Source organism: Stappia indica (assembly GCF_020177335.1).
Lineage (GTDB): Bacteria > Pseudomonadota > Alphaproteobacteria > Rhizobiales > Stappiaceae > Stappia > Stappia indica_B.
In genome coordinates, this window is the sequence record NZ_JAIVMG010000011.1 from 18,671 (window position 1) to 41,904 (window position 23,234).

At 65.4% G+C, this 23,234-nt stretch carries 21 protein-coding genes and 1 tRNA gene; 7 read left to right on the top strand and 15 right to left on the bottom strand.

Going from position 1 to position 23,234, the window contains the following annotated elements:
- Positions 1 to 42: 42 nt before the first annotated feature.
- From LC062_RS15050 to LC062_RS15075, 6 genes are all read right to left on the bottom strand, one after another.
- On the bottom strand, positions 43 to 780 hold the full coding sequence (locus LC062_RS15050; RefSeq protein WP_224911860.1) for a tyrosine-type recombinase/integrase: 738 nt from the start codon (positions 778 to 780) through the stop codon (positions 43 to 45).
- 2 nt (positions 781 to 782) lie between these two features.
- Entirely contained in the window at positions 783 to 1,121 is a 339-nt protein-coding gene (locus LC062_RS15055; protein ID WP_224911861.1) for a hypothetical protein, read from the bottom strand.
- 102 nt (positions 1,122 to 1,223) lie between these two features.
- Positions 1,224 to 1,300, bottom strand: a tRNA-Arg gene (locus LC062_RS15060).
- 157 nt (positions 1,301 to 1,457) lie between these two features.
- Positions 1,458 to 2,672: a tryptophan synthase subunit beta gene (trpB, locus tag LC062_RS15065; protein ID WP_224911862.1), complete on the bottom strand. Its 1,215-nt coding sequence runs from the start codon at positions 2,670 to 2,672 to the stop codon at positions 1,458 to 1,460.
- Positions 2,669 to 3,337: a phosphoribosylanthranilate isomerase gene (locus LC062_RS15070; RefSeq protein ID WP_224911863.1), complete on the bottom strand. Its 669-nt coding sequence runs from the start codon at positions 3,335 to 3,337 to the stop codon at positions 2,669 to 2,671. The genes trpB and LC062_RS15070 overlap by 4 nt, the downstream gene beginning before the upstream one ends.
- Before the next feature lie 117 nt (positions 3,338 to 3,454).
- Positions 3,455 to 5,737: an NADP-dependent malic enzyme gene (locus LC062_RS15075; RefSeq protein ID WP_224911864.1), complete on the bottom strand. Its 2,283-nt coding sequence runs from the start codon at positions 5,735 to 5,737 to the stop codon at positions 3,455 to 3,457.
- Positions 5,738 to 5,865: 128 nt separating this feature from the next.
- On the opposite strand from LC062_RS15075, the gene mutS reads away from it, so the two are divergent.
- Positions 5,866 to 8,601, top strand: a complete 2,736-nt coding sequence (mutS, locus tag LC062_RS15080) for a DNA mismatch repair protein MutS (protein WP_404829734.1) — start codon at positions 5,866 to 5,868, stop codon at positions 8,599 to 8,601.
- 45 nt (positions 8,602 to 8,646) lie between these two features.
- On the opposite strand, the gene LC062_RS15085 is transcribed toward mutS, so the two are convergent.
- Positions 8,647 to 9,567: a methylated-DNA--[protein]-cysteine S-methyltransferase gene (locus tag LC062_RS15085; RefSeq protein WP_224911865.1), complete on the bottom strand. Its 921-nt coding sequence runs from the start codon at positions 9,565 to 9,567 to the stop codon at positions 8,647 to 8,649.
- A 374-nt stretch (positions 9,568 to 9,941) separates the two neighbouring features.
- On the opposite strand from LC062_RS15085, the gene LC062_RS15090 reads away from it, so the two are divergent.
- The gene (locus tag LC062_RS15090) at positions 9,942 to 11,666 is read left to right on the top strand and encodes a VHL beta domain-containing protein (protein WP_224911866.1); all 1,725 of its coding nucleotides are present in this window, start codon (positions 9,942 to 9,944) and stop codon (positions 11,664 to 11,666) included.
- A 33-nt stretch (positions 11,667 to 11,699) separates the two neighbouring features.
- Here LC062_RS15090 and LC062_RS15095 read toward each other — a convergent pair whose 3' ends face one another.
- Positions 11,700 to 12,245, bottom strand: coding sequence for a DUF2244 domain-containing protein (locus tag LC062_RS15095; protein ID WP_224911867.1), 546 nt, complete (start codon positions 12,243 to 12,245; stop codon positions 11,700 to 11,702).
- 55 nt (positions 12,246 to 12,300) lie between these two features.
- Here LC062_RS15095 and nth point away from each other — a divergent pair, with 55 nt between their 5' ends.
- Entirely contained in the window at positions 12,301 to 13,125 is an 825-nt protein-coding gene (gene nth, locus LC062_RS15100; RefSeq protein ID WP_224911868.1) for an endonuclease III, read from the top strand.
- A 31-nt stretch (positions 13,126 to 13,156) separates the two neighbouring features.
- Here the strand turns inward: nth and irrA are convergent, their stop codons facing one another.
- Entirely contained in the window at positions 13,157 to 13,597 is a 441-nt protein-coding gene (irrA, locus tag LC062_RS15105; RefSeq protein ID WP_342366166.1) for an iron response transcriptional regulator IrrA, read from the bottom strand.
- Positions 13,598 to 14,092: 495 nt separating this feature from the next.
- Between irrA and fabA the strand changes: the two genes are divergently transcribed.
- From fabA to fabI, 3 genes are all read left to right on the top strand, one after another.
- Positions 14,093 to 14,596, top strand: a complete 504-nt coding sequence (fabA, locus tag LC062_RS15110; protein WP_224911869.1) for a 3-hydroxyacyl-[acyl-carrier-protein] dehydratase FabA — start codon at positions 14,093 to 14,095, stop codon at positions 14,594 to 14,596.
- A gap of 259 nt (positions 14,597 to 14,855) precedes the next feature.
- Positions 14,856 to 16,079, top strand: a complete 1,224-nt coding sequence (gene fabB / locus LC062_RS15115; RefSeq protein ID WP_224911870.1) for a beta-ketoacyl-ACP synthase I — start codon at positions 14,856 to 14,858, stop codon at positions 16,077 to 16,079.
- A gap of 10 nt (positions 16,080 to 16,089) precedes the next feature.
- Complete coding sequence (gene fabI, locus LC062_RS15120) at positions 16,090 to 16,920, top strand: enoyl-ACP reductase FabI (protein ID WP_224911871.1); 831 nt, start codon at positions 16,090 to 16,092, stop codon at positions 16,918 to 16,920.
- Between the two features lie 329 nt (positions 16,921 to 17,249).
- On the opposite strand, the gene LC062_RS15125 is transcribed toward fabI, so the two are convergent.
- Positions 17,250 to 17,771, bottom strand: a complete 522-nt coding sequence (locus LC062_RS15125) for an SH3 domain-containing protein (protein WP_224911872.1) — start codon at positions 17,769 to 17,771, stop codon at positions 17,250 to 17,252.
- Between the two features lie 423 nt (positions 17,772 to 18,194).
- Between LC062_RS15125 and LC062_RS15130 the strand changes: the two genes are divergently transcribed.
- A complete protein-coding gene (locus tag LC062_RS15130; protein WP_224911873.1) occupies positions 18,195 to 19,181 on the top strand; it encodes a 2-hydroxyacid dehydrogenase in 987 nt (328 codons plus the stop codon).
- Positions 19,182 to 19,311: 130 nt separating this feature from the next.
- Here LC062_RS15130 and dnaQ read toward each other — a convergent pair whose 3' ends face one another.
- From dnaQ to LC062_RS15155, 5 genes are all read right to left on the bottom strand, one after another.
- Positions 19,312 to 20,022 (bottom strand): DNA polymerase III subunit epsilon, encoded by a 711-nt coding sequence (gene dnaQ / locus LC062_RS15135; RefSeq protein WP_224911874.1) that lies wholly within the window; start codon positions 20,020 to 20,022, stop codon positions 19,312 to 19,314.
- A gap of 126 nt (positions 20,023 to 20,148) precedes the next feature.
- Positions 20,149 to 20,736: a dephospho-CoA kinase gene (gene coaE / locus LC062_RS15140; protein ID WP_224911875.1), complete on the bottom strand. Its 588-nt coding sequence runs from the start codon at positions 20,734 to 20,736 to the stop codon at positions 20,149 to 20,151.
- A complete protein-coding gene (locus LC062_RS15145; RefSeq protein ID WP_224911876.1) occupies positions 20,733 to 21,572 on the bottom strand; it encodes a shikimate dehydrogenase in 840 nt (279 codons plus the stop codon). Before LC062_RS15145 ends, coaE begins: the two co-directional genes overlap by 4 nt.
- Complete coding sequence (locus LC062_RS15150) at positions 21,569 to 22,165, bottom strand: Maf-like protein (RefSeq protein ID WP_224911877.1); 597 nt, start codon at positions 22,163 to 22,165, stop codon at positions 21,569 to 21,571. Before LC062_RS15150 ends, LC062_RS15145 begins: the two co-directional genes overlap by 4 nt.
- Positions 22,166 to 22,241: 76 nt before the next feature.
- Positions 22,242 to 23,093: a pyruvate, water dikinase regulatory protein gene (locus LC062_RS15155; RefSeq protein ID WP_224911878.1), complete on the bottom strand. Its 852-nt coding sequence runs from the start codon at positions 23,091 to 23,093 to the stop codon at positions 22,242 to 22,244.
- Between the last annotated feature and the right edge of the window lie 141 nt (positions 23,094 to 23,234).

A 23,234-nucleotide genomic window follows, 5' to 3' on the forward strand; every position in this document is an offset into this window, starting at 1 on the left:
ATCCCGATCATCAATGAGGGGTTGCTGCCGGAGCCAGGATGCTCATACCGCAATGCGCAGGCTACCGGCTGCTTGACGCTCGCTCTCCATTTTGCGTAGGCGCGCCACTGCATCGCTCACCCGCGGGTGTCGATAGCGCAGCAGCGACTTGATATCGACGTGGCCGGAAAAGTCCATCACCTGCTCAGCGGTCCAGCCATGATCAAAACAACGCGAAATCGCCTCATGCCTGAAATCGTGCCAACGCCAATGGGCGACACCAGCACGTAGACGTGCCCGCTCGAACGCGTTCTTCAGTGCCTCAGCGGAAATCGGGAAGATATGTCCTTCCCTTTTCTCGCGGCCGGGAAGCTCTTCGACGACGACCTGCGCGGCGTAGGTAAGCAGAATATCCCTTCCGCGCCCGTTCTTGGCGTCGTGCAGATAAATCGTTCCGCCGTTGTGGCTGTAATCACTCCAGCGAAGGCGCAGCAGTTCGGACCGCCTGCACCCGGTCTCCAGTGCGAACCGGGCGGCCGGTAGAAGAAGTTTGTTTCGTGCACAGGCGAACTCGTGGAAGAGCCGGTCCTCCTCATCCGGTTCGAGCCGGATAATGCGCTCGTCCCGTACCTGGGGGCGGCTGACCTGGTCCAACGGAGAGCCAAGCATCTCAAGATCAATCGCTGCCTGTCTCATGACCGGCATCAGCAAATTCATTTCCCGGCGGACGGTGCTGGATTTCACCTCTTCCAGCCGCAGTGCCTTCCACTCAACCCAATCTTGGCGGGTAATATTCGCCATGCTCATCTGACAGAATGGGGGATAGCGTTTGATGAAAGTGGAGAGACGTGCGGCTTCGCCGTCTTTGCCCTTTTCTCGCTTTTCTGGACTTCCCTAATGGCATTCTCCAGCACTTCACCGAGGGTGATCCGCTCCGGAGCCCGGTGGTCGCGACGGCTGCCATGGTTGCGGACATTGAGGACCTGGACGACGGCGGCATCGGCATCCGCCAGCCGGTCGAACGTTTTCGTGTAGTCGGGGAAGCCTTTCTTGCGGATCTTGACCTGATAGCCGGTCAGGCGTCCGTCCGAGGAAATGCGCTCATATACGTGAGGATGGTTGTTGAGTTTCTTGGTCGGCACGGGACTTTGGTTCCTTGAAATAGGATTTGTCCCAAATTTGTCCCAAACCTATGAAAGGAACAAATTTTCACCGTAGAAATTTCGCTAAGCCATTGAAAACATTGGCGCACCCGAGAGGATTCGAACCTCTGACCTCTGCCTTCGGAGGGCAGCGCTCTATCCAGCTGAGCTACGGGTGCTTCGCGGCGACGGGCGCCGGATAACGCGGCAGGGATAGCCGATCCAATCCGGCGACGCAACGGTTTTTATGCAAAGACCGGCGCGTCGCCAACAGCTTCCGCCACAGGTGGGAAAACCCGGTGCCACCCACTGTCGGGTGCGGCACCAGGCCGGGCGTCAGAGATCGAAGCCGAGCAGGTTGCCGACGGTGAACACGTCCTTGTCGCCGCGCCCGCACAGGTTCATGACGATGATCTGATCCTTGTCCATGGTCGGTGCCAGCTTCATCACCTGGGCAAAGGCATGGGCCGGCTCCAGCGCCGGGATGATGCCTTCCACCCGGGTCAGCAGCTGGAACGCCTCCAGCGCCTCCGTGTCGGTGACCGGCACGTAATTCGCCCGGCCGATATCCTTCAGCCAGGAATGCTCCGGACCGATGCCCGGATAATCGAGCCCGGCGGACACCGAATGCCCCTCCAGGATCTGACCGTCGTCGTCCTGCAGGAGGTAGGTGCGGTTGCCATGCAGCACGCCGGGCTTGCCGGCATTCAGCGAGGCGCAGTGCTCCTCGCCCTCCAGCCCCTTGCCACCGGCCTCAACGCCGTAGATCGCCACGCCGTTGTCATCGAGGAAGGGGTGGAACAGGCCAATGGCGTTGGAGCCGCCGCCCACGGCCGCCACCAGCGCATCGGGCAGCCGGCCCTCGGCCTCCATGATCTGCGCGCGGGCTTCCGTGCCGATCACCGACTGGAAGTCGCGCACCATCTCCGGATACGGGTGCGGCCCGGCGGCGGTGCCGATCAGGTAATAGGTGTCCGCCACATTGGTCACCCAGTCGCGCAGGGCCTCGTTCATGGCGTCCTTCAGGGTGCCCGCACCGGCGGTCACCGGCACGATTTCCGCGCCCAGGAGCTTCATGCGGAAGACGTTGGGCTTTTGCCGCTCCACATCGGTGGCGCCCATGTAAACAACGCAAGGGAGGCCAAACCGGGCGCAGACGGTTGCCGTCGCCACACCATGCTGACCGGCGCCGGTCTCGGCGATGATCCGGGTCTTGCCCATGCGCTTGGCCAACAGGATCTGGCCGAGGCAGTTGTTGATCTTGTGGCTGCCGGTGTGGTTCAGCTCGTCGCGCTTGAAATAGATCCTGGCGCCGCCCAGTTCCTCCGTCATCCGCTCGGCGAAATAGAGCGGCGAGGGCCGGCCTGTGTAATGGGTGTTGAGCGTGTCGATCTCGCCCTGGAACGCCGGATCGGCCTTGGCATCCGCATAGGCCTTTTCCAGCTCCAGGATCAGCGGCATCAGGGTTTCGGCCACATAGCGACCGCCGAAGATCCCGAAATGTCCCCGCTCGTCCGGACCGGAGCGATAGGTGTTCTGCTGCATCGTCATGCGCCCAATTCCTCTTTTGCGGCGGAGCGTGCCGCCGCCACGAATTTTTCGATCAAGTCCGGATCCTTTTCCCCGCGGGCGCGCTCCACGCCGGAGGAGACGTCGACGGCCGAAATGCCGCTGATGCGGATCGCATCCGCAACGGTGCCGACGGCAAGGCCACCGGAAAGCATGAGCGGCGGGCCAAGGTCAAGGCCCTTGAGAAGCGTCCAGTCGAAGGCAAGGCCGTTGCCGCCGGGAAGCTCCGCCCCCTTCGGCGGCTTGGCGTCAAACAGCAGCCGGTCCACATGGCCGACATAGGCGCGGGCCGCCTCGATGTCCTCCGGCCCCGACACGCCCAGCGCCTTCATGACGCGGATGCCATGGGCGACGCGCAGCGCAGCGCAGCGCTCGGGGCTTTCCGCGCCGTGCAATTGCAGCCAGTCGGGCCGGACCTTACGCACGATCTCCTTGATCAGCGCATCATCGGCATTGACGGTGAGGGCGACGATCTGCGCGCGGCCACGCGCCCGCGCGGCGAGCGCGGCGGCGGTCTCCAGCGAGACATGGCGCGGGCTCTTTTCGAAGAAGACCAGACCGATCATCTGCGCGCCCGCATCCAGCGCGGCATCCAGCGTCGCTTCGGTCGACAGACCGCAGATCTTGACGATTTGCCGGCGGGGCATCGTCGTTCCTTTCCCGTGAAATCCGTGCGCCCCGGCGGGCGGACCGCCGCCGCGCATGAAGATCATGCACCGCAGCCCGTCCGGCGAGGGTGTCATCCGGCCCGCAGGCCGGAAGGGTCACGTTACATTATAGGCCGCGATGGCCGCCATGTTGACGATATCGCTGTCCTTGGCGCCGATCGGCAGGATCTGCACCGGCTTGTCGAGGCCGACCAGCAGCGGGCCGATCACCGTCGAACCGCCCAGCTCCTGCAGCATCTTGGTGGCGATCGAGGCGGAGTGGAACGCCGGCATCACCAGCACATTGGCCGGACCGGTCAGGCGGCAGAACGGATAGGCCGCCATCTTGTCCGGGTTGAGCGCCACGTCGGCCCCCATCTCGCCGTCATACTCGAAGTCCACCCGGCGTCGGTCTAGGATCTTCACCGCCTCAATCACCTTCTCCGACCGCTCGCTGCGCGGATGGCCGAAGGTGGAATAGGCCAGGAGCGCGACGCGCGGCTCATAGCCGAGCCGGCGGGCCACATGCGCCGCTTCCTCGGCAATATCGGCCAGTTCCTCGGAGGTCGGCATGTCGATCACCGCCGTATCGGCGACCAGCACCGTACGGCCCCGGCACAGGGCCAGTGACACGCCGATCACCCGATGTCCGGGCTTGGTGTCGATGCAGTTGCGCACGGTGTCCAGCGCCACCGAATAGTTCCGGGTGAGGCCGGTCACCATGGCATCGGCATCGCCGCGCGCCACCATGATCGCGCCCCAGTAGTTGCGGTCGTTGTTGACCAGCCGCTGGCAATCGCGCTGCAGATAGCCGCGCCGCTGCATCCGGCCATAGAGGAAGTCGGCATAGTCGGCGTTGCGGGTCGACAGGCGAGCGTTGTGCACGGAAATCCCGGACCGGTCGATGTCGATGCCGGCGGCGGCGGCAGTGGCGCGCACCTCGTCCTCGCGGCCGATCAGGATCGCCTCGCCAAGCCCTTGCGCCACGAAGCTGGCAGCGGCGCGAATGACCGGCTCTTCCTCGCCTTCCGCAAACACCACTCGCTTGGGCTGCTGCCGCACCTTGGAGAAGATCCGCTGCAGCGTCCCGGCGACCGGATCGCGCCGGGCGGAGAGCTGGTGGCGGTAGGCGTCCATGTCGACGATCGGCCGGCGGGCCACACCGCTGTCCATCGCCGCCTGGGCGACCGCCGGCGGGATGACCGAAATCAGACGCGGATCGAAGGGCACGGGAATGATGTATTCGGGGCCGAATTTCGGCCGCTTGCCGCGATAGGCGGCGGCCACCTCGTCCGGCACCTCCTCACGGGCGAGCTGGGCCAGTGCCTCGGCGCAGGCAACCTTCATCGCATCGTTGATGGTGGTGGCCTGCACGTCGAGCGCGCCGCGGAAGATATAGGGGAAGCCGAGGACGTTGTTGACCTGATTGGGATAATCCGAGCGGCCCGTGGCGACGATGGCGTCCTCGCGCACCTGATGCGCTTCCTCCGGAGTGATTTCCGGATCCGGGTTGGCCATCGCGAAGATGATCGGGTTCGGCGCCATCGCCTTCAGCATGTCCTCGGTCAGCGCGCCCTTGGCGGACACGCCGAGGAACACATCGGCACCCTTCAGCGCGTCATAGAGGCTGCGGGCCTCGGTCTCCACCGCATGGGCCGACTTCCACTGGTTCATGCCCTCGGCGCGGCCCTTGTAGATCACCCCCTTGGTGTCGCACAAAACCACGTTCTCATGCGGAACGCCCATGGCCTTGACCAGTTCGATGCAGGCGATGCCGGCCGCACCGGCGCCGTTGCACACCACCTTGACCTCGGACATCGACCGGCCGGTGAGATGCACCGCGTTGATCAGGCCGGCGGCGGCGATGATCGCCGTGCCATGCTGGTCGTCGTGAAACACCGGAATGTCCATCAGCTCGCGCAAACGCTGCTCGATGATGAAACAGTCCGGCGCCTTGATGTCTTCCAGGTTGATGCCGCCGAAGGACGGGCCGAGGTAGCGCACGGAGTTGACGAAGGCATCGACGTCCTGGGTGTCGATCTCCAGATCGATGCTGTCCACATCGGCGAAGCGCTTGAACAGCACCGCCTTGCCTTCCATCACCGGCTTGGAGGCGAGCGCGCCGAGATTGCCGAGGCCGAGAATGGCGGTGCCGTTGGTGATCACCGCAACGAGGTTGCCGCGCGTGGTGTAGTCGAAGGCGCGGGTGGGATCCTCGGCGATGGCACGCACCGGCACGGCGACGCCCGGCGAATAGGCCAGCGACAGGTCGCGCTGGGTCGCCATCGGCTTGGTCGGGGTGATCTCCAGCTTGCCCGGACGCCCCTGCTGATGGAATTGCAACGCCTCCTGATCGGTGAAGCTCACGTTGCTCTTGCCAGATTTGTCCGTCGTCGGCATGTAGCCCTCCAGTTGCGCTCCGCCTCCGCTGGCGGACGCAGACATTATCCCCTGAAAATACAGCACTCAACCCGCCATGCGGATCGGGCGGGCTGAAACCACCGATCCCTTTTGCTAGGGTCGCCCGCATGTCGACGAAACCAGCGGAAACCCGCCCTCGGGACAGCGACGCGCCGGAGCAAAAAGCCGCACCGCGCCTGACCCCGATGATGGCGCAGTATATCGAGATCAAGACGGCCAATCCGGATTGCCTGCTGTTCTACCGGATGGGCGATTTCTATGAGCTGTTCTTTGAAGACGCGGAAGCCGCCTCGCGGGCGCTCGGCATCACCCTGACCAAGCGCGGCAAGCATCTGGGCGAAGACATTCCCATGTGCGGCGTGCCGGTGGTCTCCGCCGATGACTATCTGCAGAAGCTGATAGCCCTGGGCTTTCGCGTCGCCGTTTGCGAACAGACCGAAAATCCGGCCGAAGCCAAGAAGCGCGGCGCCAAATCGGTGGTCCGGCGCGACGTGGTGCGTCTCGTCACCCCCGGCACGCTGACCGAGGACCGGCTGCTCGACGCCGCCCGCAACAACTATCTCCTGGCGTTGCACCGGGCGCGCGGCGGCTCGCTCGATGGCGACACCGTGTATGGCCTCGCCTGGATCGACATTTCCACCGGCGTCTTTCGTGTCGCCAGCAGCGACGAGGCGCGGCTTGCCGCCGATCTTGCCCGGATCGACCCGCGCGAGGTGGTCATCGCCGACACTCTGCTGGAGGACGAGGGGCTGAAGGGCCGGATCGCCGACAGCCGGGCGGCGCTGTCACCGGTGCCGCGCAGCCTGTTCGACGGCGCCACCGCCGCCGACCGGCTCGCCCGCTATTTCGGTGTCGCGACCCTCGACAGTTTCGGCCAGTTCTCCCGGGCAGAGCTGACGGCGGCTGCCGGCGCGCTCGGCTATGTGGAGCGCACCCAGTTCGGCGAGCGGCCGCCGCTCGATCCGCCCTCGCGCGAGGGCGATGGCCAGCGGATGCTGATCGATCCGGCCACCCGGGCCAATCTGGAGCTGATGCGCACCCTGTCCGGCGAACGCGGCGGCTCGCTCCTGTCGGTGATCGACCGCACGGTCTCCGGCGCCGGTTCGCGGCTTCTGGCAAGCCGACTGGCCAGCCCGCTGACCGACCTTGCGGCGATCCATGCCCGCCAGGCGGCGATCGCCTATCTCCATCAGGACACCTATCTGCGCGAACGACTGCGCGGGGCGCTGAAATCGGTGCCGGACATCGCCCGGGCACTGTCGCGGCTGGCGCTGCAGCGCGGCGGTCCGCGCGACCTTCAGGCGCTGGCCGAAGGGCTGGCGGCGGCGGGCGAGATCGCCGCGCTGTTTGCCGAGGGCACGGAGCTGCCGGCGGAACTCGCCGCCGCGCTGGCCGACCTCAGGGCCGCGCCGATGACGCTGGCCGGCGAGCTGGCCCGGGCCATCGACGACAACGCGCCGCTCCTGAAACGCGATGGCGGCTTCATTGCCGCCGGCTATCTGGACGAGCTGGACGAGCTCCGCCGGCTGCGCGACGACAGCCGCAAGGTGATCGCCAAGATGCAAGGGGACCTGTGCGAGGAGCTCGCCGTTCGCGCCCTGAAGATCAAGCACAACAATGTGCTCGGCTGGTTCATCGAGGTGCCGGCGGCCCATGCGGACAAGCTGACAAGCGATCCCGCCCGGTTCATTCACCGGCAAACCATGGCCGGCGCCATGCGCTTCACCACGCCGGATCTGGCCGATCTGGAAAGCCGGATCGCCAATGCGGCCGGCCGGGCGCTCGCGCTGGAACTTGAGACATTCGACCGGCTCACCGCCGAGGTGGTCACTGTTGGCGCGCCGATCAAGACGGTGGCGGCGGCGCTTGCCGTTCTCGATGTCGCCAGCGCGCTGGCGGTGCTGGCGGAGGCGGAGGACCATGTCTGCCCGCTGGTCGACGACAGCCTCGCCTTCGAGATCGAAGGCGGCCGGCATCCGGTGGTTGAGCAGGCCCTGAAGCGCAGCGGCGGCGAGACCTTCGTCGCCAACGACGCCAATCTCGGCCCCGGCGAGGGCGAGGAAAGCGGCCATATCTGGCTGATCACCGGCCCGAACATGGCCGGTAAATCCACCTTCCTGCGGCAGAACGCGCTGATCGCCATCCTGGCGCAGATGGGCGCCTTCGTGCCGGCGCGCCGGGCCCGGATCGGCATTGTCGACCGGCTGTTCTCGCGAGTGGGCGCTGCCGACGATCTGGCGCGCGGGCGCTCCACCTTCATGGTGGAAATGGTGGAAACCGCCGCCATTCTCAATCAGGCGGGGCCGCGTTCGCTGGTCATCCTCGATGAGATCGGCCGTGGCACCTCGACCTTCGACGGGCTGTCGATCGCCTGGGCTGCGATCGAGAACCTGCATGAGGTCAACCGGTCGCGGGCGCTGTTTGCCACCCACTACCATGAACTCACCGCGCTTTCCGGCCGCCTGCCGCGCCTGGCCAATGCCACCGTGCGGGTCAAGGAATGGCAGGGCGACGTGGTGTTCCTGCATGAGATCGCGCCCGGCGCCGCCGACCGGTCCTATGGCATTCAGGTGGCCAAGCTCGCCGGTCTGCCGGCGGCGGTGGTCGAACGGGCACGGCAGGTGCTGTCGCAACTGGAAGAGCAGGACCGCCGGGCGCCAGCCGAAGCGTTGATCGACGATCTGCCGCTGTTCGCGGCCATGTCGCCGAGCCCGGCCCCGGCGACTGCACCGGCGGCACCGGACCCGGTTCTTGAGACCCTGGATGGGCTCGACCCGGACGACCTCACCCCGCGCGAGGCGCTGGAGGCGCTCTACGCTCTGAAACGGGCACGGGCAGGCTAGGAAGCCGGCTAATAAACAGACCGGCGCGTTGTGCCGGCGGGCCGGTCACACCGTCTCCAGCACCGGACCGGAAAGGCCCGCCTCCCAGCCGAGAATGGCGCGTTTTCGCGTCAGACCCCAATGATAGCCGCATAAGGATCCACTGCTGCCCAGCACCCGATGGCAGGGCACCACGAAGGACATCGGGTTGCGGCCAACCGCGCTGCCGACGGCGCGGGCGGCACGCGGCTTGCCCAGATGGCTGGCGATCTCCGAATAGGTCGAGGCCCGGCCAAAGGGGATATGCAACAGGGTCTCCCAGACGCGGATCTCGAAATCGGTGCCAATGAAGACGATCTTCAGCGGCTGCTCCGCCGACCAGGCGGCGGGGTCGAAGATGCGCCGCGCGGTCGCGGCGGTCTTCGCCGCATCTTCGCGATAGGCCGCGCGCGGCCAACGGCCCATCATGTCCTCCAGCGCCGCCGCCTCCTCGCCCGGATCGGCGAAGGCGAGCCCGGCCAGGCCATGCTCCGTGGTCATCACCAGCGCCCGGCCGAAAGGCGAGGGGTGAAAGCCATAGGTGATGGTCACCCCGGCGCCGCGCGCCCGGTAGGCGCCCGGGGTCATCGCCTCATGGGCGACAAACAGGTCATGCAGCCGGGCCGGACCGGACAGGCCGAGCTCATAGCTGGTGTCCAGCACCGTGGCGGCGTCCTTCAGGAGCGCCCTTGCATAATCCAGGGTGATCGCCTGCAGGAACTGCTTCGGCGTGATGCCCGCCCAGCGCGAGAACACCCGCTGCAACTGGATCGGCTGCAGGCCGACTCGGGCCGCAAGCTCCTCCAGAGACGGCTGGCTGCGCCAGTCGCCGGTGATCGCCTCAAGGGTCTGGCGGACCACCTGATAATCGCGCGCCGCCTCCTCGCCGGTGGCGCAAGGGATCGCCGCACGTGCTGCGATCTGAGCGGGGGATGAGGAAAGTGTCATGGAACGGGCCTCCGGTTTGGCCGAATGCTAGTCATTGCCCCGCACCGCCGCCACCCGTTTCCCGAGGCCGGGCCGCTCCCCATGGCGCGGGGCTTGCGACACCGGTACGGATCTGCCGGAACAGGACAGGGCAGTTCCTGTGTCATTCCGGGCAAGCGCCAGCGCGACCCGGAACCGGAGAGCCGAAGGACGACCGTATTCCGCTAGACACGAGCCGAGAGGTCGTGCCTCGCCGCTCCCGGATCTCCGCTGCGCTTCGTCCGGGAGGACGCCCACCAAAGCATTTGCATGTTGCTCTACCTGTCTTGCTTCGGCCAAAAACCCGCGCCACTCTGGCGGCGATTTTGATTTGATTGTGAAACCTGGATGGATTGATGACCCTTTCAAGGCCCTCACGGACCGAACAGCCGACACATTCCAGGCGGATCGGCGCCGCTGTCGTTGCCGGACTGGTGCTGCTGGCCGGCGCACCGGCGCAGGCGGAAACACCCCCCGAACGCAAGCTGGTGATGATCACCACCGATGACGATGCGCCGATCCGCGAGGTGCTGATCGACGGCACGGCGATGGAGGTGCGGCGGCGCTCCAAGGCCCGGGTGTTCGTCGAGGTGGCCGGCGATCCGGACAACGACGGTCAGATCCGCTGCCGGCGCCGGGTGCGGCTGGTGCTCGCCGATGGGCGCATTCTGGAAGAACCGGTCGACATCTGCGGCGACTGGAAGGTCACGGTCAAGGCCAGCGCCACGGTGCGCAGCGCCAATCAGGCAGGGGACGCCGCCCGCACGGTTCGTCCGGCGGTTCCGTCCACCGCAAGCCCCTCCGCACCGCCGCTTGCCGGCGGCATCCGCCGTCCGGAAACCGGCTCGGGCGGCAAGGACGCCCTGCGCGGCAGCGCCGATACGACGCCGGCGAGGCAGACGCCAGCAGCGGCGGACAAGAACACAACGACCAGCACGGCACCGGCGCCCGAGAGCACCGCGACGCCTCGTGATGAGGACGGAACGGTATCAGGCAACGCGGCGCCGACGGATTTCGGACCCGTGATCGAGGGACGAAGCTGGAACGTCGCGCGCGAAGGCGGCGAGCTGCGGCTCTACTACGGGCTGGCGACGACCCATGACCGCACGCTGGTGGCCAGTTGCCAGCCCGGCGCCGGGGAAATGACCTTCCGCTCGGCGGAAACCCGGTCGGAGCTGACCGAGGGCGCGCCGGTCGACGTCACGCTTTCGGCCAACGACATTACCCGCAGCTACACCGGAAAGGGATCGCAGCGAGCGGAAACCGGCCTGTCCTATCCGCTGGTCAACCTGTCCGCCGAAGATCCGATCTGGTCCGGGTTGATCCGCGGACAGACGCTGAACGTGGCCGTTGACGGAACCTGGCGCTTCGGCCTTTCGCTGAAGGGCAGCGCCCGGCATGTGCGCCAGTTCCAGAGCGCTTGCGCCCGACCCGCGCCGGTGGTGGCGAGCCCGCCGCCGGTCGGCGATGACAGGCCGGTGGGCAGGGCAGCCGGCCCCAGCTGCGCCGATGAAGGCTTCATCACCTCCATTCCCAGCGACCGGCCTTCGACGCTGGTGTTCGCCAACACCCGGCGGCGGCCGGTGGTCGTGCACTGGATCAACTTCGATGGAAACCGGGAGACCCAGGCGCGGATCCCGCCGGGCGGGGAGATGGTGCAGCGGACCCTTGCCGGTCATCCCTGGCTGGTGTCCACCACCGACGGGCGCTGCATCGGCATCTATCTCGCCGGCGACCGCAGCCGCACCGTCACCCTGCGGCCGGGCCGGATCGCCCCAGTGCCGGACCCGATCTATCGCGCACCCGAGCCGCTGTTGCCGCCGGCCAATATCGCACCGGGGCCGGATCTGCTCGACATCGGTTATGACTGCGACAGCGGTGCCTATCTGACGGTGACCATCGACAACGACCGCCGGCTGGCGACGGTGCATGAAGCCGGCCGCTCGCCGGTGACCCTGGCCGAACGCGGCTCCGGACCCGGTTTCTACTACGCAGGCCGCGGGTATGCGCTGTCGGGCGAAGGCAACCGGGCGGTCTGGCAGCGCCCGGGCGCACCGCCGCAATATTGCCGCGTGTTCTGATCGTCTGCGCTGATGACCACCGCGCGTCGCCGGTTATCCGGCGGCGCCAGTTGGCAGGGGCGGCGGCAGCGATGGGGGCAGGGGACCGCCCGAGCGGGCGGCGGCGAGCGCCGCCTGCAAGGCCCCGGCGAAGCTGGTGCGATCCTCCGGATTGAGGAACCCGCCGATATCCACCTTCTGACCGCGCATGGCCAGGGTGATCCGCACCACCCCTTCATCTTCTTCCTTGCGCACATGAAGCCGTGCCCAGAACGGATTGAAGCGATATTCCCGGTGCCCGCCCCGGGGATTGACCTTGCGCACCAGAATTTCGGTGCGCGAGACCTGCACCTCCTCATAGGCGTTGGCGGCCTTGTAGTTCCAGCGAAACGCCAGATAGATGAGCAGGATATCCAGCCCGAGAAAGCCGAACACCGGCCAGGCGCCGAGCGCGAGAAACCCCAGCCCGGCGATCAGGCAGACACCGCCGGTCACCGCCATCAGCACGCTGAAGCCGGTGGTGCCGAGCGAGCGGTAGGGGGTCAGCAGGGCGGCGAAAAACGGAGCATCGGCGGCATCCTCCGGCCCGGTCCCCGACATGTCCCGCTCTGTTTTCGGATTGCCGTTGCTCATGACGGGAAAGTATAGAGAAGGCATGAGCGAGAACCAGAAATTTTCCGAAACGCCGCCGCCGGCAGCGGCTGCAAGCCCCGGCAAGAGCACGGCCAACGCGCCGGCAAAGACGCCAACCAAGGCACCAGGAGCAGCAAAGCCCGCGAGCCGGAAAAAGCCGCGCGCGCGCAGCAGGTCCCGCTACACCCGCGCGGAACTTCACGCGATCTTCGCCCGCTTCCACGCCGCAAATCCGGAACCGCAGGGCGAGCTCTACTACGTCAACCCCTACACCCTGCTGGTTGCGGTGGCGCTCTCCGCCCAGGCCACCGATGTGGGGGTCAACAAGGCGACCCGTCCGCTGTTCGCCAAGGTCGACACGCCGGAGAAGATGGTCGCGCTCGGCGAGGAGGCCTTGCGCGATGCGATCAAGACCATCGGTCTTTACCGCAACAAGGCGAAGAACGTGATCGCGCTGTCGCAGATGCTGATCGAGCGCCATGGCGGCGAGGTGCCGCGCGACCGGGCGGCGCTGGAAGAGCTACCCGGCGTTGGCCGCAAGACCGCGAATGTGGTGCTGAACATTGCCTTCGGCGAGCCGACCATCGCCGTCGATACCCATCTGTTCCGACTGGCCAACCGCATCGGCATCGCCCCGGGCAAGACGCCCCTGGAGGTGGAGACCACGCTGGAAAAGGTGGTGCCGCCGGAGTTCCTGCTGCACGCCCATCACTGGCTGATCCTGCATGGGCGCTACATCTGCAAGGCGCGCAAACCGTTGTGCGAGCGCTGCCTGATCGCCGATCTGTGCAAGAGCCCGGAGAACACGACCCGGAACGCGGGAAAACAGGCGAAGAAAACGGACTGATCCGCGCGGGGCCACGCGGTTCACCAGCGCCTCAGGCGCTCAGGTCGCCGTCCTCGTCCTTGCGGCGCAGACGCACCACCACATCGACCCGCACGATCTCCATGCCCTCCGGCGCCGCCGGCAGCGCCGTCATGGCAACGCCCGATCCGGGAATGTCGATCACCCGGTTCTCGCCCTCGATGAAGAAATGGTGATGGTCGTCGGTGTTGGTGTCGAAATAGGTCTTGGTGCCTTCGACCGCGACCTCGCGCAAAAGGCCGGCCTCGGTGAACTGATGCAGGGTGTTGTAGACCGTGGCCAACGACACCGGAACGTCGGCGGCCTCGGCTTCCTCGTGCAGGCGTTCGGCGGAAATGTGCCGGTTACCCTTGGAATAGAGCAATTCGGCCAATGCGACACGCTGCCGCGTCGGCCGCAGGCCGGCGACGCGAAGCATTTCCAGAACGTCATGCGGAAGCTGGGTCTGTGTCACGTGTCTTCCTTACGAAACTGCACAATAAAGATCTGCCGAGCGGCCAATGATGCCAACAAATCCGTTCCCTCCGAGATTTGTGGCGGCCCGACCTCGCTGGCAAGAGCATGAGAGGGCCGGGAACGTCAGAAAACCCTGCGTAATGGCTGTTTTCTGCCACATCCGGGGCACGAATTGCAAGCTCCCAAAACGTATGGTCCCCGCTTGTTGAGAACCATTCGCAACACCAGTATAGCAAACGTTTCCGATCTGGGAAGTCCTGATGACAAACGCAAGGCGGATCGGCCGCCTCCTGCCGTGTTCTGCCGGTAACCGGCGGCCGAACGCCATCCGGCATTGCCGATGCGACCGGCAAGCGTGGCCAAGTCAGCGGTCACACGGGCTTTCGGAGCGTCAGGGCCTATGATAGTAAGCGGGCAGAAACAGACTTTCCCCCGTCCCGCCCTGCGGGAACGGGAGGCGAAGCGAACCTTGAACTGCGGGATTGGAACCAAAGTGCGGCAATCGAGCTACTCCTACGAAGACCTGCTTGCCTGTGGACGCGGCGAGCTGTTTGGCCCTGGCAACGCGCAGCTGCCGCTGCCGCCGATGCTGATGTTCGACCGGATCACCGAAATTTCGGAAGACGGCGGCGAGCATGGCAAGGGCTGCGTGCGCGCCGAGCTCGATATCAAGTCCGACCTGTGGTTCTTCCCCTGCCACTTTCAGGGCGATCCGGTGATGCCGGGCTGCCTCGGTCTCGACGCCATGTGGCAGATGACCGGCTTCTTCCTCGGCTGGCTCGGCGAGCCGGGACGGGGACGCGCCATCTCGACCGGCGAGATCAAGTTCTCCAAGATGGTGACACCGGACGTGAAGCTGGTGGAATACGGGATCGACATCAAGAAGCTGCGGCGCGGCCGCCTGGTGCTCGGCATTGCCGATGGCTGGCTGAAGGCCGATGGCGAGACGATCTATCAGGCGAAGGACCTGCGGGTCGGACTGTTCCGCGCCGAGTAACCGCGCCCCTTCGGCCGCGCCCGGATCGCCATGATTGGCCAGCGCGATTGATCGCGCGCCCCCATCCTCCTATCTGGGGGAGGTGCGCCGGTCCGTTGGTGTGCCCTTGCGGTGTGCGGACGACGGTCGCTTGGCCGCGCGAAGCAACAACACCGGGGCGGTTCCCGCAGCCTTTCGCGGCGCGGATCGGTCCGGCAAGGAAGACGAGACCGGGTCGTGCCCTATCGTGGCCCCGGTCCGAAACAGACGGGAGACCGCGATGAGGCGGGTGGTTGTAACCGGACTGGGGATCATTTCCTCGATCGGCAATTCGGCACAGGAAGTGACGGAAAGCCTGCGCGAGGGCAAATCCGGCATCTGCGCCGCACCGGACTATGTGGAACACGGCTTCCGCAGCCAGGTGCATGGCATGCCGAACATCGATCTGGCGGCCGAGATCGACAAGCGCCAGTTGCGCTTCATGGGCGATGGCGCGGCCTACAACTATCTGGCCATGCAGCAGGCAATCGCCGACAGCGGTCTTGAGGAGAGCGAGATCTCCCACCCGCGCACCGGCCTCATCATGGGCTCCGGCGGTCCGTCCACCAAGAACCTGTTCCAGGCGCACAAGATCGTGATCGAGAAGGGCGCCCCCAAGCGCATGGGCCCCTTCATGGTCACCCGCGGCATGAGCTCGACCAATTCGGCCTGTCTCGCCACGCCGTTCAAGATCAAGGGCATCAACTACTCGATCACCTCTGCCTGCTCGACCTCGGCCCATTGCATCGGCAATGCCGCGGAGCAGATCCAGTGGGGCAAGCAGGACATCGTGTTTGCCGGCGGCGGCGAGGAACTGGACTGGACCCTGTCCTGCCTGTTCGACGCCATGGGCGCCATGTCGTCGAAGTACAACGACACGCCGACCACTGCCTCGCGCCCCTATGACGCCACCCGCGACGGCTTCGTCATCGCCGGCGGCGGCGGTGTGGTGGTGCTGGAAGAGCTTGAGCACGCCAAGGCGCGCGGCGCCAAGATCTATGCCGAGATCACCGGCTATGCGGCCAATTCCGACGGTTACGACATGGTTGCCCCCTCGGGCGAGGGCGGCGAGCGCTGCATGCGTCTTGCCACCGAGACCCTCGGCGACCGGAAGGTCAACTACGTCAACACCCATGGCACCTCGACGCCGGTTGGTGACATTGGCGAGATCGAGGCGATCCGCCGGGTGTTCGGCGATGATCAGCCGGTGGCTTCCTCCACCAAGTCGCTGACGGGGCACAGCCTTGGCGCCACCGGCGTGCATGAGGCGATCTACTGCCTGTTGATGATGCAGAACGATTTCATCACCGCCTCCGCCAACATCACCGAACTCGATCCGGCGCTCAGCCCCGACGAGATCGCAATGAAGCGGATCGACAACGCAGGGCTCGACACGGTGCTGTCCAACAGTTTCGGTTTCGGGGGCACCAATGCCTCCCTCGCGCTCTCGCGCTATCACGGCTAAGGGGCCCAGAATGTCTGGACTTATGAAGGGCAAGCGCGGTCTTGTCATGGGCGTCGCCAACGATCACTCGATCGCCTGGGGCATCGCCAAGGCGCTGGCCGATCAGGGCGCCGAGCTGGCCTTTACCTATCAGGGCGAAGCCTTTGGCCGCCGGGTTCGCCCGCTTGCCGAAAGCGTTGGCGCCGATCTGCTGCTTCCCTGCGACGTGGAAGATATCGCCACGGTCGATGCGGTGTTCGACACACTGAAGGAAAAGTGGGGCTCGATCGACTTCCTGGTGCACGCAATCGCCTTTTCCGACAAGTCGGAGCTGCGCGGGCGCTATGCGGACACCACCCGCGAGAACTTCGCGCGCACCATGATGATTTCCTGTTTCTCCTTCACGGAAATCGCCAAGCGCGCGGCCGATCTGATGACCGATGGCGGGTCGATGATCACGCTGACCTATGGCGGGTCGACCAAGGTCATGCCGAATTACAACGTCATGGGCGTGGCCAAGGCAGCGCTGGAATCCTCGGTGCGTTATCTGGCGATGGATTTCGGCAGCGACAACATCCGGGTCAACGCGATTTCCGCCGGACCGGTGCGCACGCTCGCCGGCTCCGGCGTGTCCGATGCCCGGGTGATGTTCAACTACCAGAAGCAGCATTCGCCGCTCGGACGGACGGTTACCATTGATGAGGTGGGTGGCTCGGCTCTCTACCTGCTGTCGGGTCTGTCGAATGGCGTCACCGGCGAAATCCACTTCGTCGATTCCGGCTACAACACGGTGTCGATGCCCCGGCTCGACGCCCTGAAGGCGCAGGAAGCGCAGGCACGTCAGGCTCGGGAAGCGGACTGACCGCTTTTCGCTTCAAAGCGCTGAATTGAACCTCCGCAAAACGGCCGCCTCCGCGCGGCCGTTTTTCATATGTGTAGCCGCCCAGATCGCGGCCAAACGACAGCGCCCACACACCGCGTCCTCCCGGGCAAGCGTCAGCGCGACCCGGGACCGGCGAGGCACGGTCTTTCGCTTTTCATCTCTTGAAAATGCTCGTCTTTTGGCTCCCCGATCCCGGCTCGGGGGCCGGGATGACGAGCCCAGAGGCATTGCCATCATACGCACGGCCGCCATTGCGCGGCCGTTTTTCGTATGCGTAGGGTTTTGGGGGGAGGGCGCCGGACGGCGCCTCAATCGAAGGTTTCGTCCGGATAGACCCCGAACAGCCGGGTCTGATCGATCCAGCCCGAATACCCTTGCGCCGACACGGAACACCAGCCGCCCTCGCAGCTGTCCACGTCCACCAGCACATTGGGCTCAAGTTCGGCGCGGATCGCCGCGTCGGAGCGTGCATCGGCGCGCAGCGGTGTGGTCCCTGCGGCTTCCCACGGGGTCACCAGGCCCGTGCGGCGGCCGGTCAGCAGCGAATGGAACACCCAGCCCTCGGCGCCTTCCCAGTCGCGGATCCGGCGCCAGTTGTCGAATTCCTGCACGATCTCGACCGGCAGTCCGGCGCGCACGAAGATCCAATCGACGCGGTGGTCCCGGCTCGGTCCAACCCGCACATTGACCCGGTCGGATTTCAGGCTGACGAAGCGCGGCACCGGAAATCCGCTTTGACCGGTGGTCGAGCTCTGGGAAAGGGCCGGTGCGGATCCCTGGGCAAGGGCGACCAGCATGATGGTCAGAAGACCCCAAAATGCCTTGCCCATCCGGTATCCCGCCATTGTGCGCTTCCTCTTTTTCCGGAATGTCCCTCAGCATCGGCGCGGCGATGCTGGAGACGGTTTCGTGTTCACGCCGGCCGGGTCCGGCCATCAGACCCCGCCAGCAAGCCCCTGGCGCCCGGAATACGTCTCTCGGACGCCGTCGTCAAAGTCTGGCGTCAATTCCGCTGAAACAGGGTGGTTTCCGCTGCGGCAGTGCTGCTGGTCTGTGCCCCAACTCGTTCCTTTTGATGGCGAAAAATGCGGAACTTGCCCCCCGTCAACGGAAATCAATCGGCCGGTCTCCCTTGTTTTGAGCGGACCATCTGCTAAGGAGAACAAACGCATCGGTCCAACCGTCCGGAGGCGATGCCATTGTGGGACAGACAGGGTTAAGGAGCCCTCAATACAGCGCGGAAGGCGAGGAGTATGCCCAAGAAAAAGCCGCTGGTCGTCGTGACACGCAAACTGCCGGATGTCGTCGAGACACGGATGCGTGAACTGTTCGAAACGCGCCTCAACGAGGTCGACCGGCCCTTCAGCCAGGCCGATATGGTCGAGGCGGTGAAAACCGCCGATGTCATCGTACCGACGGTTACCGACCGTATCGATGCCGCGATCCTGTCCCAGGCTGGACCCAATCTCAAGCTGATCGCCAATTTCGGCAATGGCGTCGACAACATCGATGTCGTGACCGCCAACAACCGTGGCATCGCCGTCACCAACACCCCCGGCGTCCTGACCGAGGACACCGCCGACATGACCATGGCGCTGATCCTCAGTGTTCCGCGCCGTCTTGCCGAAGGCATCAAGGTGATGGAGCAGGGCGAATGGGGCGGCTGGTCGCCGACCTGGATGCTCGGCCACCGGATCTGGGGCAAGCGCCTGGGTATCATCGGCATGGGCCGCATCGGCCAGGCCGTCGCCCGCCGCGCCAAGGCCTTCGGCATGTCGATCCACTATCACAACCGGCGGCGCCTGCCCGAGCAGGTGGAAGAGCGGCTGGAGGCAACCTATTGGGACAGCCTCGACCAGATGCTGGCGCGCATGGATGTGGTGTCGGTGCATTGCCCGCACACGCCGGCGACCTATCACCTTCTTTCCGGCCGCCGGCTCAAGCTGATGAAGCCGGGCGCCTATATCGTCAACACCGCCCGCGGCGAGGTGATCGACGAAAACGCCCTCATTCGGCAGCTTGAAAGCGGCGCGCTTGCCGGTGCTGGCCTCGACGTGTTCGAACATGAGCCCGCCGTCAATCCCAAGCTGCTCAACTCCGACAATGTGGTCCTGTTGCCGCATATGGGCTCGGCCACCATCGAAGGCCGCATCGACATGGGCGAGAAGGTCATCATCAACATCAAGACCTTCATGGACGGTCACCGACCGCCGGACCGGGTGCTGCCCTCCATGCTGTGATCGCAAAAACCCGCGCCGACCGACGGTCCGCGCGGGTTTTTGTTATCGTACTGATTTCAAAAAGTTTTGCGCGCCCCACCGAATGGATTCGGCTCCGGTTCGAGTCGCCACCGGTTCTTTTCCACGCCGGCTACTCCGCGTCGTAGCCGCGCCAGAGCGCCTTCTCGCCCATGCCGGCGATGAACGCCTTGTGCTGCTCCAAGGCTGCTTCGGTGAGGCGCGCGGGGAGCGGCTGCGGCCGCTGCAGCGCCGGCCCGGCCGCCCGGTCCTGGGTCCCGTCGCCACCGACAGCGCCATCATCCTCCGCCATCAGCGCCAGACCGGCCTGCTTGCCGCCGATCAGCTCAAGATAGACCTCGGCGAGGATTTCCGCATCAAGCAAGGCGCCGTGCTTGGTCCGGCGCGAGTTGTCGATGCCGTAGCGCGAACACAGGGCATCGAGCGAGGCCGGCGAGCCGGGATGCTTGCGCCGGGCCAGCGCCAGCGTATCGAGCACCTGCTCGTTCGCGATCGGCGGCCGGCCGACCCGCTCCAGCTCCATGTTGATGAAGCCCATGTCGAAGGAGGCGTTGTGGATCACCAACAAGCCGTCGCCGACAAATTCGAGAAACTCCTCGGCCACATCGGCAAACAGCGGCTTGTCGGCCAGAAACTCCTCCGACAGGCCATGCACGTTGAACGCCTCGATCGGCATGTCCCGTTCGGGGTTCAGATAGACATGATAGGAGCGGCCGGTCGGCACATGGTTGATCAGCTCCACGCCGCCGATTTCGACAAGCCGATCGCCACCCCTGGGATTCAGGCCGGTGGTTTCCGTATCGAAGGAGATTTCGCGGGTCATCCGGGATCTTTCGGCTGATGGCGGGTGGCAGGGCGTGCGCCGACTTTTGGCCCTCACACCGGTGAAGACAAGCCGGCAGGCCGCGCGCCCGGCCTTATCCCCAGCTTGCCCACAAGAGGCACCTGGTTATTCACACGCGGACAGCGCCCGCAGGATCCCTTGTACTGCGCGGCGGGCGGGCGCCACGCCGCGCCCGGTATCCACCAGGAAATGCGCGCGCCGGCGTTTGTCCGCATCCGCCATCTGCCGCGACAGGATCGCGGCAAAGCTCTCCGGCGTCATGTTCGGGCGCGCCAGCACCCGTTGGCGCTGCACCTCAGGCGCGGCGGTGACCACCACGCTGGCATCGACCCGCGCCTCGCCCCCGGTCTCGAACAACAGCGGAATGTCGAGCACGGCCACCCGCGCGCCGGCCGCCCGGGCCTTGTCGAGAAACGCGGTTTCACTTCCGCGCACCAGCGGATGAACGATCCCCTCCAGCCGGGTCATCGCCGCCCCATCGCCCATCACCTTGGCCGACAGCGCCTGGCGATCCACGGTCCCGTCCCGGGTGGTGCCGGGAAACGCCGCCTCGATCAAGGGCACGGCAGCACCACGATAAAGCGCGTGAACCGCCGCATCGGCGTCATAGACGGCGGCGCCCGCCTCGGCGAACATCGTCGCCGTGGTCGATTTGCCCATGCCGATGGAGCCGGTGAGGCCAAGCACGATCATGGTGCGATCCCCAGATCGGCCAGCACCAGCCGGCGCAGCTCGTCGGTCACCTGCGGCTTGACGCCGAACCAGCGTTCAAAGCCGGGCACGGCCTGATGCAGCAACATGCCCAGCCCATCGACCACCTTGTTGCCCCGCGCCCGTGCCGCCGCCAGCAAGGGGGTTTCCAGCGGCGCATAGACGATGTCGGTGACAAGCGCATCGGTCGGCAGAGGGCCGAGATCGATCTCAAGCGGCGGCTGGCCTTCCATCCCCAGCGAGGTGGTGTTGACCAGGAGCGAAACGTTTTCCAGCACTGTCCCGATGTTATCCCAGGAAAGCGCCTTCGAGTCGCCCTCGAAACGAGCGGCGAGATCCCTTGCCTTTTGCTCGGTTCGGTTGGCGATATACACAGGTGCGATGCCCCGGGATAACAATGCCCACACGATCGCGCGCGCCGCCCCGCCGGCGCCGAGCACCAATGCCGCGCCGGGGTTTTCACCCCATCCCGGCGCCATCTGATCGAGATTGCCGAGAAAGCCGATGCCGTCGGTGTTGGCACCACACAGCCGGCCCGCTCCGTCGAGCCAAAGCGTATTGGCCGCGCCCATGGCCTTTGCCGCATCATCGAGATCATCGCAAGCCCGCGCGGCAACCTCCTTGTTCGGCACCGTCACATTGCAGCCGACGAGGCCGGAGGCTGCGAAATCGCGGTAAAACGCCTCCGCGCTTTCCGGCGGCACGCCCACACGCTCGTAACTTCCGTCGATGCCATGCAGCTTCAGCCAGTAGCCATGCACCAGCGGCGAGCGGGAGTGGGTGACCGGATAGCCGGTGATCGCAGCCCGCCGGGTCATCCGTCGATCGCTCCAAGCACCCGCAATTCGCCTAAAAGCGGCAGCAGCGGCAGGCCGAGGACGGTGAAATAATCGCCGTCGATGGCGCTGAAGAGCTGAATGCCCGGCCCTTCGAGCTGATAGGCGCCGACGCTGGTCAGCGCTATCTCGCCTACCCCGGCGAGATAGCGGCCGACGAACTCCGGACCGAATGGTCGCATGGTCAGCCGCACCGTGCCGATATTGCGCCACAAGGTCTGGCCATCGCGGGCGATCGCTGCGGCCGAATGCAGCGCATGGGTCTTGCCAGACATCGCCAGAAGCTGACGCCGGGCGGCCTCCATATCCGCCGGTTTCGTCAGTCGTTCCCCTTCGAAATCAAGCACTTGATCCGCACCAATGACCAACGCGCCGGGCCGGCGTTCGCTCACCTCCTGCGCTTTTGCCTCGGCCAGCACCTGGGCGATATCCTCCGGCGAGAAATCGCTTTCCAGCAAGGGCGCTTCAATCGCCCGCTCATCGACCCGAGCCGGATCGATGTCAAAACTCAGACCGGCATTTCGCAATAGCTCGGCGCGGATGCGGCTGCCGCTGGCAAGAACGAGTTCTGTCATGAGAAAACCCCGGTTTTCACGAAGGTGATGTGCAGAATGAGGGGAGGGTGCTGGCAACGCCTTCCCCTCGCATGTCTCAAGAGGTGAGCTGATCGACCAGAGCCGATTTATGCGCCCGGTAAAGGCTCATGATCTCCGCGGCCGTCTCCTCGATCGACCGGCGGGTGACGTCGATCACCGGCCAGCCGCGTTCGGCGCAGAGCTTGCGGGTGGTGGCGATCTCCCGGGCGATCTGGCGGCGGTCGAGATAGGTTTCATTGGCGAAACTGCCCGCGTTCAGGGACAGGATCCGGTTCTGGCGCACCTGCTGGATCCGTTCCACCGAGGCGATGACGGCCACCACCATCGCCCGGCGCACGCTGAACAGCTGCGGCGGCAGCGGAATATCGGGCACAATCGGAATGTTCGCCGCCTTGAGACCGCGATTGGCGAGATAGATGCAGGTCGGCGTCTTGGACGTTCGGCTGATGCCAAGCAACACCACATCCGCCTCGTCCAGATTTCCCGGGATCTGGCCATCGTCATGCAGCATGGTGAAATTCAGCGCATCGATGCGGTGGAAATAATCCGCATCCAGCGCGTGCTGGCCGCCGACTCGCCCGGTCAGTCGCACATTCAGATAGGACTGGAACACGGAAAACACCGGCGACAGGATGTTGACGCATGGCGAGGCGCTGCCACGTCCGGCCTGTTCCAGCCGCTCCGCCAGCTCGGTGTCGACCAGCGTGTAGAGCACAATCCCGGGGGAGGCCTCGATCTCACCGATCACCTGCTCCAGTTGCCGGGCCGAGCGGACCAGCGGATAGACATGCTCGATCGCTTCGACGTCTTCGTATTGCGCCGTCGCCGCCCGCGCGACCGTCATCAGGGTTTCACCGGTGGAGTCCGAAACCAGGTGCAAATGGAAGAAGTTACGACTCTTACCCAAGATATTATCCCCGCGTCGTCAGCCTTTCGCCGTCCAGGAGTCGATAACTCCCCATTTTTGCCCAGGTCACCTGATCAGGATGCCCGAAGCGCGAAAACAATCAACAGCGCACAGGCGCGGGCGCCGCTTCGCCGAAACGAT